Below are 16,335 nucleotides of genomic sequence, written 5' to 3' on the forward strand. Positions count from 1 at the left end.
ATTCATCAAATCACTTTTACTGATGTGCAATAATGGCTGCGAAAAGAAGCGACGTAGGAATAAAAATGTATTGCTGGGAAGGTGTGAATGAGTTCGTTGCAGTGGCGGAAACCGAGAGTTTTACTCGTGCCGCGCGCCGACTGGGTGTATCGACCGCGCAGGTGAGTCGGCAGGTCAGTTCACTTGAAGCCCGATTGTCTACGCGACTTTTCTATAGAACCACCCGGCGCGTCTCCGTGACCGAGGCGGGGCAAGTCTACTACCAGCATTGTCGGCAGGTGCTTGATGCGCTGGAGCAAGCGGACCGATCTATAACCAATATGCAGTTGGTACCCCGAGGCAGGCTTCGGCTGACAGCGCCGGTGACGTACGGTGAGAAGTCGATAGCGCCGCTGGTCAATGACTTTGTAGCGCGCTACCCCGAACTTGAGGTGGAGATGAACCTCACGAATCAGACGCTGGACCTGGTGGCCGAGGGCTACGATCTCGCGGTGCGCCTTGGCACGTTACCCGACTCAAGCCTGATGGCGAGGCGCCTCGCGTCCCGAACACTCTACGTGTGCGCCTCGCCTGCTTATCTATCCGCCAACGGTACTCCTCACTCACTGTCCGAGTTGGCGCATCATAACTGCCTCCAGGGCAACCTGGATTTTTGGCGCTTCCAGGAAGCCGGCAAGCCCCGCAATGTGCGGGTACATGGGAATATCCGTTGTGATAGTGGCAGAGCTCTGCTGGATGCCGCTCTCAAGGGGATTGGTATCGTCCAGTTGCCGGATTACTACGTTCAGCCAGCACTGTCTTCAAATGCGTTGACACCGCTGCTGACCCATTATCAGGAAGACGATGACGGTATCTGGGCGGTGTATCCCCACAACCGTCATCTGTCCACAAAGGTGCGCATGCTGCTGGATTACATTGCAGAGTCGTTAGCAGCTGATTTGACTTAAATCTGGTAGATAAGCACGCAGATGCGCGTAACCGAGTGTCTACTTTCTTGGGGCCGACCATTCTACTATCTGCCTGTTAAGGCGATCTTGAGCCAACCGCAACATAGAGCCGGCTGCCATCGGGGCTGGCATCAGGTTCTTGGCCCAGTGCCGGTTGTTGGGCCGGCAGGCAGGTCCGCCACCTTCTCGCCTTCAGCGGTAATGCTTACCTGCCCGCTCTGGTATGGAAAGCGCATGACCGCATCGGTGTTGGCGACATAGAGTGGCGGGGCGCTAGTCCGCCACCAGCACATCGCCGTTGGGGAGCACATAGAGCCAGCGTGGATGATCGAGATTGCCCGCGAAGGCCACCACCTCCAGGCCGTCGGCCGGGTTGGGGCCTTCCCCCTCGGGTGCCGGGGCTCAGGGCAGCAATACCGTGGAGCCGGTGGTCCGGCGGGCCGCCAGTGCCTCATGGGCATCACCGGCCTGGGCCAGGGGGCAGCGCTGGGCCACATCAATGTTGATCTTACCGCTTTCCAGCATGCCGAACAGCTCACCGCACATCTGCTCGAAACGCTCCCGGGTGTCGGCATAGCCGGCGAGACTGGGGCGGTTTACATAGAGGGAGCCTTTCTGGTTGAGGATGCCGATATTGACTCCTTCCACCGGCCCCGAGGCGTTGCCGAAGCTGACCATGAGCCCCCGCTTCTGCAGGCAGTCCAGGGACATCTCCCAGGTATCCTTGCCCACGGAGTCATAGACCACCGGAACCATGGCGCCGTCTGTCAGCTCCCGTACCCGTTCCACCAGATTCTCCCGGGTATAGTCGATGGTGGCCCAGGCACCGTTGTCCATGGCCAGTTGGGCTTTTTCCGGGGAGCTGACGGTACCGATCAGCTTCACGCCCAGGGCTTTCGCCCACTGACAGGCGATGGAGCCGACACCACCGGCGGCGGCGTGGAAAAGTATCGTCTCACCGCCCTGCAAGGGCAGGGTCTGGCGCAGCAGGTACTGCACGGTCAGGCCCTTGAGCATGGCAGCCGCGGCGGTCTCGAAATCTATCCCCGCGGGCAGGGCAATCAGCTTCTGCGCCGGCACCAGGTGATACTCGCCGTAGGCGCCCAGGGGACTCTGGGCATAGGCAACCCGATCACCCACGGCGAAGCCGCTGACGTCGGGGCCCACGGCATCCACAACGCCGGCGCCTTCGTTGCCCAGGCCTGAAGGCAGTGCCGGTACCGGGTAGACACCGGTGCGGAAATAGATGTCGATGAAGTTCACGCCCACGGCGTGGTTGCGGACTCGTACCTCACCGCTTCCGGGTTCTGCCGGAGCGGTGTCAATAATGTTCAGGACCTCGGGTCCGCCCGTGCGATCAATGCGTATGCTCTTGGCCATGGCTATTTATTACCTTGGTATGGGTTGTTGGTTTGCCTCAGCATAGCGGATATCCCTGTATTTACTCATGGGGAGCCGGGACAGGGACGGTCACTGTGATGCCTACCTGGAGCAGGCCCGCACCTATATGACCCGGATCGGTCACCGATGAAGACCTCGACCAGTTGCTGCCCTGGAATCAGGGCGAAACCATTCCGGTGTAGTTCGTGGAGCGGTTACCTGGCTACTGCTTGAGCATGTGGGTGGTTGTTTACCTAAAACGCTGAGGCACTGGCAAGGCACCATTTGGGCACAGCCAAAAAAAAGGACCTGCGTTCTCACGCAAGTCCTTGATATATATGGCGCGCCCGAGAGGATTCGAACCTCTGACCTCTGACCTCTGACCTCTGACCTCTGACCTCTGACCTCTGACCTCTGACCTCTGCCTCCGGAGGGCACTATCCTAGAGGGTTATAGGTAGGGGCTAATCGACTTAAAGTGAAGTACTTCAAATATTTAGGCGACAAAATGACCTCGCGATAAAACCCAATTAAAACCTAAAGTTATACTATTCTAAGCATTTTCGGGCACATACATGTCGGGTTGAACCTGCCGCTAAAACGCACAAAATGATCGGTGCCTGTACCCGTTAAGTTAAAGCTTACCCTCCACGAATCTCTTGGACAACCTGCTTCATATTGTCCGGTTAGGGCTGTCCGAATTTAGTCTAATTAGCAAGCTAACTATAAGGCTAACTCAATAGACTGCCCGTTACCAAATCGAAGACGACCTGTTTTTTTAATTAGAATCTAGCGCTGTACCGAGACGGTTGCGTATTAGGACGCCCCACTACTCTGTAGCGAAGGCCGCCTGACAAAGGTAACTGCCACGCGGTGTCTCTGGAGATCTGGTTAATGAGGTTGAGGCGGATTTATCGCCGTGGCGTCTTACCAGCGTGGTCTCTTAAGATGCTAAGAGACGAGTCGCCTGTTCCGAAGTCGTCCAGTGAAGTGCGTATGCCAGCAATTTGCACTTCCCGCAGGATAAGCTGGACCCTTTCAAGATCGGGTTCTACCCCTGCTCGCCAATGGCCTTGATCAGATCGCGGGAACGACGCTCGGTTTCTTCAAGGTTAGTTAAGGCATCGGACAGCGAGGCCGAGACTACCTTGGAGATCGTTGCTTTGAGATCAGTCGCTAAAGAGACCGGTTAATAGGTCTTTTTATTGCAAACAGCCAGCTTTTGGCTCATTATGAGACCTGTTTAAAGGTCTTTTATGGGGCAATCAAATGACCAACCAAATATACTCTGAAGTGACCGCGAGTATTTCAGAACTCAAAAAGAATCCTATGGCAGCTGTTGATTCTGGAGAAGGGTTTCCGATCGCAGTTTTAAACAGGAATAAACCCGCTTTTTACTGCGTTCCTGCCGAAATCTACGAAGCAATGCTCGACAGAATTGACGACCAAGAGCTGGTGGCCATTGTGAAAGAGCGAAGTGCAGAACCAAGTATTCGAGTCGATTTGAATGAGCTTTAAGTATTCGCTCGCATTTAAACGATCAGCCCTAAAGGAATGGAAGAAGCTCGCACCGGCCATTCGTGACCAGTTCAAAAAAAAACTCACGAAACGACTTGATGACCCTCACGTTACATCTGACTGCCTTTCCGGCCTCCCAGGTTGCTACAAGATCAAGCTGAGAAGTGTCGGATACCGCTTAGTTTATCAGGTCGAGGACGGTGAGGTTTTAGTAACTGTAGTGGCCGTGGGGAGACGCGAGCGCGGCGATGTATACAGCAAAGCTAAAGACCGCGTGTAAATTTGAGGCGCACATGGGAAATCGGAGATGTGAATGATCGTCGGCGCTTGTTGCGGCTTAACGAAGAAACAGTACAGCAATTTCTTACACCAACGCTTGCTGGACGTGTCGGGTTTGGGACTACTGATGACATCGGAACCAGAATCTTACCAGGCGTGCTGCACAGTTTGCGCGGTCCCATCCAGCAGTAAAGCCTGGATCAAGGGGAGCTAGACATGGTTCTCGTGACGCAGGCAACGGTCGGAGGAGGCTTTCGAACTGACGTGGTCCATACCGAACCACTGGTGTGGGAAGGGCGCGAGGGCGGTATTGCATCTCGACGCTCCCCTCTACCAGTGGCCTTCGACAATCAAGGCTGCGCTTGGCGCTCGGCGGCGCTAAATGCCTTGGACCACGCAGTCTTGTTCGACCCCCTCTTCGCAAGTTAGAGGTGGACGGTTTACCATCGCTGCCCAAATACGAAATTGCGTTTGTCCGGAATAGTTCCAATCCAGCAACCGACGCAGTAGCCGGCCATGTCAAAGAGGCATTCTTGGATATTCGCTAGTAAACCAACAATGCTTGCCGGGGGATGCTGGTAAAGGTGCCTTTTTTGGCAGCCCTGGGTCTTACTGCTGGAAAAACTAGCTTCTAGAGTTTTACCTAACCACTTGAGAACTCGGAAAACGCCAGCTGTGATTGATGCATTGGTGCTCTCGGCCGTTTCGCTCCAATTTGTTTTCTATTGCTAGAGCGCAGACGCTCTGAGTGTGAGAAACGAACTTGCAGACTCCGTCCAAAAGGCTTTCTACAGTTCCTCTCACTTCACGCCTCCTGGCCACGTGTGGTTTTTGGTCCGAAGGGGCACCAGGCAATACAGGATAAAGTGCCGGTCACTCATCCGGAAGGGTGACCCGGGTATCGAACTTGTCTCGTTTACGTGAAATCAATGTGCGGAACTTGCGCATGTTCGGGTCGGCATATAGGACTCGGTCGCAAAAAAGTTCGTAACGCTCCATATCGGCAACAATCACGATTAGCACAAAGTCGACCTCTCCGGTGACCTGATAGCACTGCTTCACTTCCGGAGCCGCCTGCGCCTGTTTGAGGAACCGCTGGTACAGCGCCTTATGGTCGCGCTCCATAATGACCTCTACGACCATATGTAAGGTGGGCCCGAGCTTTTCGGGGGCCAACAAAACCACCTCCCGCTCGATAATCCCGCTCTCGCGTAAACGCCTGACCCGTTTCAGGGAAGCGGAGGGAGACAGCCCGACCTTGCTCGCCAACGCTTGGTTGGTGATGCTACCGTCATTTTGCAAGCAGTCGAGTATACGGAGGTCGAGCCGATCGAGGTGCATAATATTTCCAACGCGGCGATATAAACGCATTAAATAGGTTGAAGCGCCGCTTTTAAACGAAATGTTTCGTGCGGCCCATCGTAGAATATCGCTTCCGTCACCTCAAGCGAGCAACTGTCATGTTGACCCGGCTTTTGACGCGGGCAAAAATGCCCGTTTTTGAAATCTTTAAAGAATCCGGCCGAGTTTATCTCACGTTGCTGAAGATACTGGTCCCGGCACTGGTCATTGTGAAGTCGCTGGAGATGTTGGGTTTTACGCTCTGGCTGGGGGCCGTGTTGGCGCCACTGATGGGGTGGCTAGGGCTCCCGGAAACGGTCAGTATCGTATGGGCCGCCACGCTGCTGACCAATATCTACACCGGAATGGTACTGTTTTTTGAAGTGGCTCGGACCGAGGCGCTGACAGTCGCCCAGGTCAGTGTTCTGGGCACGCTGCAGATCAACTTTGGCTTGAATGCGATCCACGATTCCCCATGCAGACCGACGCCGATCAATAGTTCCCGCCGGACCCAACAACGTGATGTGTTAGGCCGGCTGCTTTCACTTCGCGATAGCCCGCATTAACGCACGATTCCGAGCAATGGCCAGGAATTCGCCAATATTAAGATTACTGCCGAGATTGCCGTTGGCAAGTGAATTGCCGTAAAGCCCTTTTTAGCAGATGGTGTTATTCGTTAACTGCTGTGCCTACGGCCCCGCTTTTGAAAAAGGGTGTCGCTCCAAGCAATCACTTCAAGCGTTTGAATTTCATTAGTTGCAGTGAAGAGCATTCGTTTGCCAGTCCCATCCCACGAAAGTGCCAAAGTCAGGAATGCCATAGGCTGGAATGTTGAATTTCGTCGCCAAACCTTCGCCTGTTATCCGCAGTGGGAGCTCACCTGGTCGGCGGAGCCCAGCTTTTATTGACCAGAAGAGTGAATTAATAAAGTTTTATTAAACAGTAAGTTAGATTTGTTATAGGGAAACCTTTTTGGGATACGATTAAAAACGCTCAAACAACCAAGTAAAAACCATTGATCGGGAGAGTGTTACTGCTTAGTATTCGTTCGGGGGCATAGCCCCAGTTGTCGCATTCCCAAATTTCGTTGGATGGAGAACAAAAATAATGTCCCTAAAAAAGAGGCCAACAGGCGGTGAGCAACCGTCGGCTTTGGGTGCGCTGAAACTGCGCGTACCCTTCGTGCATTACAAGATAGAGATACCGGACATTTTGCAGGGTGCGATCCTGTGTGTTGTGCCCTTGAGTATTACAGCACTGATGACATCGGTTCTCGGCATCCCATTCGAGATTGCCGTTGCCTTTGTACTGCTTAACAACATGCTGTACCTGGTGCATTCGCACTTTGGTGATCCTACCGTTGCCGGCTGGATCACCGCAGGGATTCCCTTATACATCGCCTTCCTGATGGGCTACCCAGAGGGGGAGGCCAGAATACTGGCCTTGATTGCATTACAGATAACCGTGGCGGTGATATTCCTCGGGCTCGGGGTATTCAAGGGTGCCGATGCCTTGGTGCGGAAAATGCCCGCATCACTGAAGTCGGGGATTCTGATTGGTGCCGGTATTTCTGCCATTATGGGTGAGTTCGGCGCCGATGGTCGGGTGTGGTCGATGCCGATCACTATCCTGACTGGTGCCGTGCTGGGGTTCTTCATGTTGTTTTCTGAAACAGCCGGTCCCCTGCGTGCTCGCTACGGTTTCTTCCGATTCGTCGCTCAGTATGGCATTGCGGTGCCCTTCCTGATTGCCTATGTGTTGGGCATCATCATCGGTGAGGTCGATAAGCCAGTGATTGAGTGGGGTTTTTCCACGATTCCGATGGGTACCATCCTGCGAGACTATAGCGTGTTCGGGCTGGGCATGCCGCCACTGCAATATTTCATTGATGCCATACCACTGGCGTTCGCTGCTTACATTATTGCCTTTGGCGATATCTTGGTTATGGACTCCCTTTTCAAGAATGCCGACGCCGTCCGCAAGGATGAAAAGCTGGTGTTCAGCCCCCGTCGCAACAGCATTATCGTGGGTATTCGCAACTTCGTACATGCTATCTTCGCTCCATTCATCAGCCTGTCAGGCCCTGCCTGGACGGGTGGTCAGGCGTTGATAATCAATCGATACATGAACAACCCGCGTTCCGTTATGGATAGCTATTGGGGCGGTGCGACCAGCCTGTACTGGGGTATGACATTTGCGATTGTATTGGTGCCGGTGGTGACCTTGTTCAAACCTGGTCTCAATATTGGTATGGCGCTGACTCTGCTGATTCAAGGATATCTATGTGGGTACTTGGCCATCGAAATGCTGGATCGCCAGACCAATCTTCAACGCGGTATTGCGGTCATCGTCGGGTCGGTGCTTGCCTCCCAGGGCGCTGCCTGGGGCCTGGGTGTAGGCCTTGTGCTCTGGTTCTTCCTGGAGAAAAACTGGTTTGCAGACGCTTACGAGGCAACACATCATCAAGATGATGAGCCTATGGACGACACAGTGACTAATCGAAGTTAGGGACGGTAGAACTTGGCGAAAAGAACAACAAGAGGTTAAACACAATGGAAAACATGTTTGAGCTTGGGCTCGACAAGGCAGCTGCAAACTACACGCCGCTGACTCCAATCAGTTTTATTCAGAGAACCGCGCTGGCGCATCCTTCGCGTACCGCCGTTATCCACGGTGATATCCGCAGATCCTGGGCGGAAACCTACCAGCGGTGCCTTAAAATGGCATCGGCTCTGCGCAAACTGGGTGTACGCAAAGGGGATACGGTAGCCGCGTTGCTACCCAATATTCCCGAAATGCTGGAGCTGCATTTTGCGGTGCCGATGATCGGTGCTGTACTGAATGCCCAGAATACCCGGCTTGATTCAAAGACAATGACGTTCATGCTCAACCATGGCCGTGCGAAGGTATTCTTTACCGATAAGGAGTACAGCGATCGCTCTCATGACGCCCTTGCCGGTTGTGACACCAAGCCGATCGTTATCGACGTCGATGATCCCAATTTTGACGGCGGCGAACTGATTGGGAGGATGACCTACGATGATTTGCTGACCACCGGCGATGATAATTTTGTTTGGGACATGCCTGACGATGAATGGCAAGCAATTGCCCTCAATTATACTTCCGGTACCACCGGCAACCCAAAAGGTGTCGTGTATCATCATCGGGGAGCACACCTGAACGCCCTGAGCAACGTCATTGGCTTCGGGCTGCCCTCAGGTGCGGTCTATCTCTGGACATTGCCGATGTTCCACTGCAATGGCTGGTGCTATCCATGGGCGGTCACGGCTGTGGCCGGCACTCATGTCTGTCTGCGCGCTCCTCAACCACAACCGATCTTTGATGCCCTTGCCCAACATGGGGTGACTCACTTCTGTGCGGCACCAGTGGTGCTGAATATGCTCATCAACGCCCCCGAGGAATGTAAGAAGCCGTTCAGTCAGCAGGTAACGGCGGCAACTGGCGGAGCGGCGCCCCCTGCGGCAACAATTGAAGCCATGGAAGACATGGGGGTGAAGGTAGTTCACCTGTATGGGTTGACCGAAACCTATGGCCCCAGCCTGATCTGTGAGTTCCAGGATGACTGGCATTCACTTGATGGCAAGAAAAGAGCGGCGAAAATGGCACGCCAGGGCATCCTGTCGTTGTCCATGGCCGACATGATGGTGGCGGATCCAGTAACTCTTGAACCGGTGCCTAAAAACGGTGCAACGATCGGAGAGCTGTTTGTACGGGGTAACGCGGTGATGAAGGGTTACCTGAACAATTCAGAGGAAACGTCTAAATCCTTAATTGGTGGCTGGTTCCATACCGGCGACCTGGGGGTATGGCACACCGATGGTTATGTGGAAATAAAAGACCGTTCCAAAGACATCATTATTTCCGGTGGAGAGAATATTTCGACCCTTGAAGTAGAAAGCACACTCTATGATCATCCAGCGATAATGGAAGCGGCGGTTGTCGCTGCACCCGATGACTATTGGGGTGAAATACCCTGTGCCTTCATTACTTTGAAGCCCGGCTTTGACGACCTGACAGAAGCCGATATCGTGGCGCATTGTCGGGCCAATCTCGCCGGTTTCAAGGTGCCTAGAAAGATTGTCTTCGCGGATGATTTGCCGAAAACATCCACTGGTAAATTGCAAAAGCATGTCCTAAGAAATCAGCTGACAGCGTAGAGCTAGACTGGTTTTAACGTTGTAGCCATGCCCCCCGGCTAATGCCGGGGTTTTCTTTATGGACGTAAAAAAAGCCCAGTGATAAGCCGGGCTGACGGAAGGACGGGTTAATCAGATGGTGAAGCCACCCAATTTAGTATTGAGATATTCCTCAATGCCCTCCTGAGCACCTTCCCGGCCGATACCGCTATTTTTCATGCCGCCAAAAGGCGCAGCAGCACTGGTGGGGTTGATGTCGTTAATGCCTACGATGCCGAAATCCAGCGCTTCAAAGGCGCGCATGGTGGTGGCCATGTTGTTACTGTAAACGTAAGCGGCCAATCCGTATTCGGTGTCGTTGGCCATGGCAATAACATCGTCTTCAGAGCGATAGGTGATCACCGGGGCCACCGGGCCAAAGGTCTCTTCCCGATAGATCTTCATCGCCGGTGTCACACCGACCAGAACAGTCGGCGCATAGAAATGACCCTCGTTCAAGCCGTTGTCTGTTAACCGGTGGCCACCGGTTTCAACCTTTGCGCCAAGGGCGACGGCATCTTTGACCTGGCTGTCGACTTTCTGGATGGCCAGTTCATTAATCAGCGGGCCGATGCCAGTGCCTTCACTCATGCCGTTACCGGCCACCATGCGACTAGCACGAATGCTGAGTTCTTTGATAAAAGGCTCGGCGTGGTCTTCGTGCACGAAAATCCGGTTAGGGCTGATACAGGCCTGTCCGGTGTTCAGAAATTTGACCAGAGACAGCCCTTTGGCGGCATGAACCGGGTCCGCATCCGGGAAAACAATGGCTGGCGCATGGCCGCCCAATTCCATGGACACCCGTTTCATGTTGGCTGCGGCCAGGCCGTTCAATTCTTTGCCGACAGCTGTGGAGCCGGTGAACGTAAGTTTACGGATTCGCGGGTCGGTGCAGAAGGCCGTGCCCACCGGGGCCGGGTTTTGTACAGTGATCAGGTTAACAACCCCCGGTGGAAAGCCGGCTTCTGCAAAGATTTCCATCATGGCTTTGGCGCACAGAGGTGTGCTTTCGGCCGGCTTGAGAATCACTGTGCAGCCGGCGGCCAGAGCAGGGGCCAGTTTGCGGGTAATCATGGAAATCGGGTAGTTCCAGGGGGTGATGGCGCCCACCACGCCGATTGGAGACTTCTGAACCAGAAAGCGCTGATTTTCCCGAGCGGAGGGGATGATTTGCCCATACATGCGCTTGGCTTCTTCGGCAAACCAAAGCAGAAAGTCCGCACCGTACTGCACTTCGTTGAGGGAGGCTTTCAGCGGTTTGCCTTGTTCGCGGGTCATCAACTCGGCCAGCGTGCGTTTCTGGCGCATCATCAGTTCCCACGCGCGGTATAACAGCTGGGAGCGCTGGTAGGCTGTGGTTTTTTTCCACTCTTTAAAAGCACGATCAGCGGCCGCAATGGCCGCCTCGATATCCTGATCGCTACAGTCGGTCACCCGCCCGATGATTTCGCCCGTGGCGGGGTTGTTAACCGGGAACTCGGGGCGCCCGGTCAACCATTCTCCGTTTATATACATGAGGGTTTATCTCCTGATTGATCTCAGAATTCCGTTTCTGGTAGCGCCATGATGGCTTCGTCACCGGATGTTAGTGCAGTCATGTAGGCTGAACAGCGCGGCAGAATGTGGTCGAAATAGAAGTTAGTGGTCACTAGCTTACTGGATGCAAACGAGCTCTGCTCAGGTTGCAGCTGTGCAGCCGCAGTGGCGGCTTTCAGCATCAGCCAGCCGGCAGTTACCGTGGCGCTCAGCATCAGGTAATTATAGGCAACGGCGCCAGCAAACTGGTCATTATCCCCTTGCTCCAGGACAATCCGGGTGGCGTCTTCAAGAAGGGCCACCGCCTGGTCAAATCGGACCTTCCGCTCGGCGGTGAACAATAAGTTGCTTTGGGCCGGGCTGGTTAACCGACGCATATCTTCGATCAGCTCGGCCATGGCCCTGCCTTGGTTTCGAATAGTTTTCCGACCGATCAGATCCAGTGCCTGAATACCATTGGTGCCCTCGTAAATTGGCAGGATCCTAGCGTCCCGGTAGTGCTGTGCCGCTCCGGTTTCCTCGATAAAGCCCATGCCGCCATAACATTGAATCCCCAGGGAGGTCACTTCCTGGGCGATCTCGGTGCACCAGGCTTTGACCAAGGGGGTCAGCAGATCAGCCCGTCGTTGGTAGCGGACCTGAATGTCATCCGGTAGATCCTGGCTGTTGGCATAATCGACCGCGACACACCCAGTATAGGCAAGTCCTCGGGCGGCTTCAGTCAGGGACTTCATGGTCATTAACATGCGCCGTACATCCGGATGCCGGATGATGGAGGAGGCACTTTCCTCGCCAGGGGCTGTGCCCTGTATTCGCTCGAAGGTATAGCCCCGTGCCTGCTGGTAGGCTCGCTCGGAAATGGACACGCCCTGCAAGCCAACGGTCAGCCGCGCGTTGTTCATCATGGTGAACATGCAGGCTAGGCCGCGGTTTTTTTCGCCCACCAGATAGCCGATCGCACCTTCATTATCGCCATAGCTCATCACGCAGGTGGGGCTGGCGTGAATGCCGAGCTTGTGCTCCAGTGATACTGCGTGGCAGTCGTTGCGTTCCCCAGGTTCACCAGTGGCATTCGGCAGATATTTGGGCACCGCAAACAGCGAGATGCCTTTCACTCCTTCAGGGCCATCAGGCAGACGGGCCAGCACCAGGTGGACGATGTTCTCCGCCATGTCGTGCTCGCCCCAGGTGATGTAGATCTTTGTACCTTTGATCCGGTAGGCGTCACCATCTGGCCAGGCCTGGGTGCGGATGCCAGACAGATCAGAACCGGATTGGGGTTCCGTCAGGTTCATGGTACCGGTCCATTCTCCAGAAATCATTTTCGGCAACAGCATTTGCTTTAACGCGCCACTGGCATTCAGCGAAATCGCTTCAACCGCACCCTGGGACAACAAAGGACAGAGCCCCCATGCCATGTTCGCGGCATGCCACATTTCCTGGACAGGGATAGCCAGGGAAAAAGGAAGACCTTGACCACCAAATTCCGGGTCGAACTGGAGGCCTGCCCAGCCACCCTCAGCGTATTGTTGGTAGACCTCACGAAACCCGCTGGGAGTAGTAACCTTGTGATCACCGTCTAGGCGAACGCCGGTTCTGTCCCCAATAGCATTCGTGGGAGCAATGGCTGAACTGGAGAACTTGGCTGCTTCCTCGAGAATTGCAGCTACAAGATCATCTGACGCATCTTCGTACCCACAAGCCTTTGCCATCTCGGAGAATCCGGCGACGTGTTTGAGGGTGAAGGCCATTTCACGGGTAGGTACTCTATACTCTGCCATGATTTGCTCCCTTAGCTCATGTACTGTCCGCCGTTTATCGACAGGTTAGTGCCAGTCACGAAACCTGCCTCATCGGCAGTCAAGAATGCGACCGCTCTGGCGATATCTTCTGGTTCTCCGAGGCGGCCGACAGGAATACCTTCGACGATGCTGTTGAGCACGTTTTCGGGAACCTTACGTACCATGGGGGTGTCGATATATCCTGGAGATACGGCATTGGCAGTCACGCCCTTACGTGCACCTTCAAGGGCTATTGATTTGGTAAAGCCGTAAATGCCTGCTTTTGTCGCGGCATAATTTGATTGCCCAAACTGTCCTTTCTCACCATTCAGGGAGGATATGTTCACGATCCGCCCAAATCCCCTCTGGCACATGCCTTCGAACACCTGATGACACATATTGAACATTGAAGTCAGGTTGACGTTTACCACCTGGTTCCATTGTTCGGGTTGCATCTTTTTGAGGGGAGCATCGTTAGTGATGCCGGCGTTATTGACGAGAATGTCAACAGGGCCGTGGTTCTCCCTGACTCCTGTTATAAAGGATTCGCAGCTTTCGAAACTCGTTACGTCTAAAGGATAAATCGCTGTTTCATAGCCATCTTCCTGCATGGCCGCCTGCCACTTCTGTGCCTCTTCAGCGGATAATTCATCAGGCAGGTGAGATGCGATAACAGTACGGCCCTGTCTTATCAGGGCTTTACACATACTGCTTCCTAGGCCGCCAATAGCACCAGTCACTACAGCCACTCGAGTAGTCATAGATTTCTCCTTATCTCTTGTCTTTCAGTTATTTAAGTAATTTTTTCAAAGCTGGCGATTTAGAAACCACGCCCTCTGAAGTGTATTGCTGACTGCGATATTCGATCTTTGGGAGCTCGTAGAGGTAGTTCACCATCAATCCCCCCGATTGCTCGAGGCCTTTTTGAGACGTGTCTGCCATCCAGTTCAGTCGAGCAACCTGAGCGCCGTTGCTCAGGTGAAAATGCGCGACAGGGTCCATCGCGCGCTCGTTCCCTTTGCGACAAAGACACAAATAGGATGCAGCAAGCTTTTGCAGAGCCTCCTGTTTCGTTTGAAGCGATTCATTTGCTTCAATGATCGATGGGACACGAGGAGGAGCTAGGCTCAGCCACTGTTCTCCCCCAGGGAGATCACACAACTGGGCGGGAGTGCAGTTCTCCAACCACCTGACGAATCCGGGGAGAGGGGAGAGTGTTGCGAACTGCTTTAGCTGAGGAAACTCCTCACTGAGTTTTTTAACAACTTCCTTAATAAGAAAGTTTCCGAAACTGATGCCGGATAGACCTTTTTGTGCGTTAGATATTGAGTAAAAAATGGCCGTGTCAGCGGTTTCAATATCCTGAGTAGGAGCATCTTCATCCAGCAACTTCTGAACATTGCCGGCCAGACCGTTTACCAGAGCAACTTCAACGAAGATCAGAGGCTCATCTGGCATATTAGGATGGATGAAAGCAAAGCATCGCCTGTCGGAATCCAATCGGTTTTTCAGATCGCTCCAGCTCTGAATCGCGTGAACTGCCTCGTAGGCGATCAGTTTTTCCAATATGGCTGCACTGGAGTGCCAGTTGATTTCCTCCAACTGCAGTAAGCCCACATCAAACCAGGCTCCGAGGAGTTCTTTTAAATCCGTTTCGAGGGGTTTGAGCGTGGGGTACTCTTTGCAGAACGTGAGTAATTCGCTTCGCATGTCGACGAGAAACTTTACGCCTGAGGGTACGCCATTGAATTGTTTTAAAAGCGTTGTGCGGCTGGGCTCAAGAGCTTTTCTCAGTACCCTGGCTGCTGGAGTCTTTTTGCTCGGTCCGGCCGCATGCCATTGTTGGATAGCCTGTTCAACCTCATTCCCGTTTACACCATATTGGTCGGCCAGTAATCCGAGAAACCTGATTTTTCCGGTTCGGGAAAGCTTCAAGTAGGCGCGGCCAAGAAGAGCAGCTCGATGTCGAGCTTCTACTTGGCCACCGTTCTCAGCCAGGCAATTATCGATCCACTCTTTCGCTGTGGCCAGGTCGGCATCGGGCATTTCTTCAGCAATGTTCATTATGTCTGCCCCGCGCCGGCCCACTGTGTCCAATCCGCCCGGTACGAGTTTCTTGAAGGCCCTCTCAAAGATATTGCTTGGTTGAGTCTGCATGCCGCGTTTCCCCTTGATCTAGGCGGTGTCATCGTTGTTATTTGAGGAAAGGCTATCAGAGCAACCCAAAAAAACCAAGTAAAAATACTTGGTTTAGTAAACGTAAACCATTAGTGTATGTGACTCATGTATCAAGTTAAGGAGCATAGATATGCAAGAATTACATGGGTACTATCTGGAGGATCTGGAAGTCGGGATGGAGGCGTCTTACGCTAAAACGATCACCGAAGCAGATGTGATTCTGTTCGCCGGCATCAGTGGCGATGATAACCCGGTCCATATCAACGCCGAATACGCCAAAACGACGGTGTTCAAGGAAAGGATCGTCCATGGCATGTACAGTGCGGCGCTCATTTCTGCCGTTTTGGGTACTCGCCTACCCGGGCCCGGCGCGATCTACATAGACCAACAAATTAGCTTTAAAGCACCTGTACACATTGGTGACACGGTCGTTGCAACGGCTAAGATTAGTGAAATCAACCATGAGCGTCGAAGGGTGAAGCTGGAGACTACCTGTAAGGTTGGAGATACGGTTGTAGCTGAGGGTTTCGCTACGAATAGGGTCGATCGACGTCCAGCCTAACGCGGGGAGCTAGTTATGCTACTGAAAAGAGAACATTCCATTCTGACGCTGATTGATGTTCAGGCTCGGCTTTTATCAGGAGTTCATGAACACGATCAGCTAGTCAAAAACTGTAGTTGGCTGATACGTTTGGCGCATCTTATGGATGTGCCTACAATTGGTTCTGAACAGTATCCAGAAGGCCTGGGGCACACAGAAGATAGCCTGCGTGAGCTGGTTGGCCAAGCCAATATCCATGGCAAGGCCTTCTTTTCCTGTATCGACGACTCTGAATTTTACCAATCGTTCCAGGCTCACGATCGCAAGCAGGTCGTTGTCTGCGGCATGGAGTCCCAGGCCTGTGTAATGCAATCAGGTATGCGAATGCTCGAAGAAGGGTTGGAAGTGTTTGTCGTTGCGGATGCTATTTCTGCTCGAAATCCTTTCGATACCGAGATGTCTTTGCGTCGAATGGAGCAGGCGGGTGTCAGACTGGTAACGCGAGAAATGGTTGGCTTCGAATGGTTGCGTCGTTCCGATGCATCTCAGTTCAAGGTCTTCAGCAAGGAATTTCTGCAGTAATAGGAATTGGCCCTTAGCCGACTTTGGTCGAGGGTCGCGTTCTATAGTTGGATTGAT

Annotated in this window: 14 protein-coding genes and 1 pseudogene; 8 read left to right on the forward strand and 7 right to left on the reverse strand. The window is 53.4% G+C overall.

From position 1 onward, the window contains the following. Positions 1 to 65: 65 nt before the first annotated feature. Complete coding sequence (locus G7W63_RS19140; RefSeq protein ID WP_166262138.1) at positions 66 to 947, forward strand: LysR substrate-binding domain-containing protein; 882 nt, start codon at positions 66 to 68, stop codon at positions 945 to 947. Between the two features lie 82 nt (positions 948 to 1,029). On the opposite strand, the pseudogene G7W63_RS20090 reads toward G7W63_RS19140, so the two are convergent. Further along, positions 1,030 to 1,349, reverse strand: a pseudogene (locus tag G7W63_RS20090) (hypothetical protein); the annotation flags it as partial. After that, positions 1,350 to 2,327, reverse strand: a complete 978-nt coding sequence (locus tag G7W63_RS19150) for an NADPH:quinone reductase (RefSeq protein WP_166262140.1) — start codon at positions 2,325 to 2,327, stop codon at positions 1,350 to 1,352. A gap of 1,268 nt (positions 2,328 to 3,595) precedes the next feature. Between G7W63_RS19150 and G7W63_RS19155 the strand changes: the two genes are divergently transcribed. Together G7W63_RS19155 and G7W63_RS19160 are read left to right on the forward strand one after the other, a co-directional pair. Beyond that, complete coding sequence (locus tag G7W63_RS19155) at positions 3,596 to 3,844, forward strand: type II toxin-antitoxin system Phd/YefM family antitoxin (protein ID WP_166262142.1); 249 nt, start codon at positions 3,596 to 3,598, stop codon at positions 3,842 to 3,844. Further along, the gene (locus tag G7W63_RS19160) at positions 3,834 to 4,124 is read left to right on the forward strand and encodes a type II toxin-antitoxin system RelE family toxin (RefSeq protein ID WP_166262144.1); all 291 of its coding nucleotides are present in this window, start codon (positions 3,834 to 3,836) and stop codon (positions 4,122 to 4,124) included. The genes G7W63_RS19155 and G7W63_RS19160 overlap by 11 nt, the downstream gene beginning before the upstream one ends. Positions 4,125 to 4,996: 872 nt before the next feature. Here the strand turns inward: G7W63_RS19160 and G7W63_RS19165 are convergent. Then, positions 4,997 to 5,464: an Lrp/AsnC family transcriptional regulator gene (locus G7W63_RS19165; protein WP_166262146.1), complete on the reverse strand. Its 468-nt coding sequence runs from the start codon at positions 5,462 to 5,464 to the stop codon at positions 4,997 to 4,999. Positions 5,465 to 5,583: 119 nt separating this feature from the next. On the opposite strand from G7W63_RS19165, the gene G7W63_RS19915 reads away from it, so the two are divergent. The 3 genes from G7W63_RS19915 (at position 5,584) to G7W63_RS19180 (ending at position 9,642) form a co-directional block, all read left to right on the forward strand. Continuing rightward, positions 5,584 to 6,030: a hypothetical protein gene (locus G7W63_RS19915; protein ID WP_207309005.1), complete on the forward strand. Its 447-nt coding sequence runs from the start codon at positions 5,584 to 5,586 to the stop codon at positions 6,028 to 6,030. A 541-nt stretch (positions 6,031 to 6,571) separates the two neighbouring features. After that, complete coding sequence (locus G7W63_RS19175; RefSeq protein WP_166262148.1) at positions 6,572 to 7,972, forward strand: hypothetical protein; 1,401 nt, start codon at positions 6,572 to 6,574, stop codon at positions 7,970 to 7,972. A gap of 44 nt (positions 7,973 to 8,016) precedes the next feature. Next, positions 8,017 to 9,642, forward strand: a complete 1,626-nt coding sequence (locus G7W63_RS19180; RefSeq protein ID WP_166262150.1) for an AMP-binding protein — start codon at positions 8,017 to 8,019, stop codon at positions 9,640 to 9,642. Between the two features lie 111 nt (positions 9,643 to 9,753). Here the strand turns inward: G7W63_RS19180 and G7W63_RS19185 are convergent, their stop codons facing one another. From G7W63_RS19185 to G7W63_RS19200, 4 genes are read right to left on the reverse strand one after another with little or no spacing between them, the layout of a single operon-like run. Then, a complete protein-coding gene (locus G7W63_RS19185) occupies positions 9,754 to 11,175 on the reverse strand; it encodes an NAD-dependent succinate-semialdehyde dehydrogenase (RefSeq protein ID WP_166262152.1) in 1,422 nt (473 codons plus the stop codon). A 23-nt stretch (positions 11,176 to 11,198) separates the two neighbouring features. Next, positions 11,199 to 12,977, reverse strand: coding sequence for an acyl-CoA dehydrogenase (locus tag G7W63_RS19190; RefSeq protein ID WP_166262154.1), 1,779 nt, complete (start codon positions 12,975 to 12,977; stop codon positions 11,199 to 11,201). 11 nt (positions 12,978 to 12,988) lie between these two features. After that, a complete protein-coding gene (phbB, locus tag G7W63_RS19195; RefSeq protein ID WP_166262156.1) occupies positions 12,989 to 13,738 on the reverse strand; it encodes an acetoacetyl-CoA reductase in 750 nt (249 codons plus the stop codon). Between the two features lie 28 nt (positions 13,739 to 13,766). Then, positions 13,767 to 15,134, reverse strand: a complete 1,368-nt coding sequence (locus G7W63_RS19200) for a malonyl-CoA decarboxylase (RefSeq protein ID WP_166262158.1) — start codon at positions 15,132 to 15,134, stop codon at positions 13,767 to 13,769. 151 nt (positions 15,135 to 15,285) lie between these two features. On the opposite strand from G7W63_RS19200, the gene G7W63_RS19205 reads away from it, so the two are divergent. Together G7W63_RS19205 and G7W63_RS19210 are read left to right on the forward strand one after the other, a co-directional pair. Next, positions 15,286 to 15,717 (forward strand): MaoC family dehydratase, encoded by a 432-nt coding sequence (locus G7W63_RS19205; protein WP_166262160.1) that lies wholly within the window; start codon positions 15,286 to 15,288, stop codon positions 15,715 to 15,717. Between the two features lie 15 nt (positions 15,718 to 15,732). Next, the gene (locus G7W63_RS19210) at positions 15,733 to 16,278 is read left to right on the forward strand and encodes a hydrolase (RefSeq protein WP_166262162.1); all 546 of its coding nucleotides are present in this window, start codon (positions 15,733 to 15,735) and stop codon (positions 16,276 to 16,278) included. Positions 16,279 to 16,335 lie beyond the last annotated feature (57 nt).

Origin of the sequence: Marinobacter salicampi, assembly GCF_011074795.1 — a bacterium.
GTDB classification, from domain to species: domain Bacteria; phylum Pseudomonadota; class Gammaproteobacteria; order Pseudomonadales; family Oleiphilaceae; genus Marinobacter; species Marinobacter salicampi.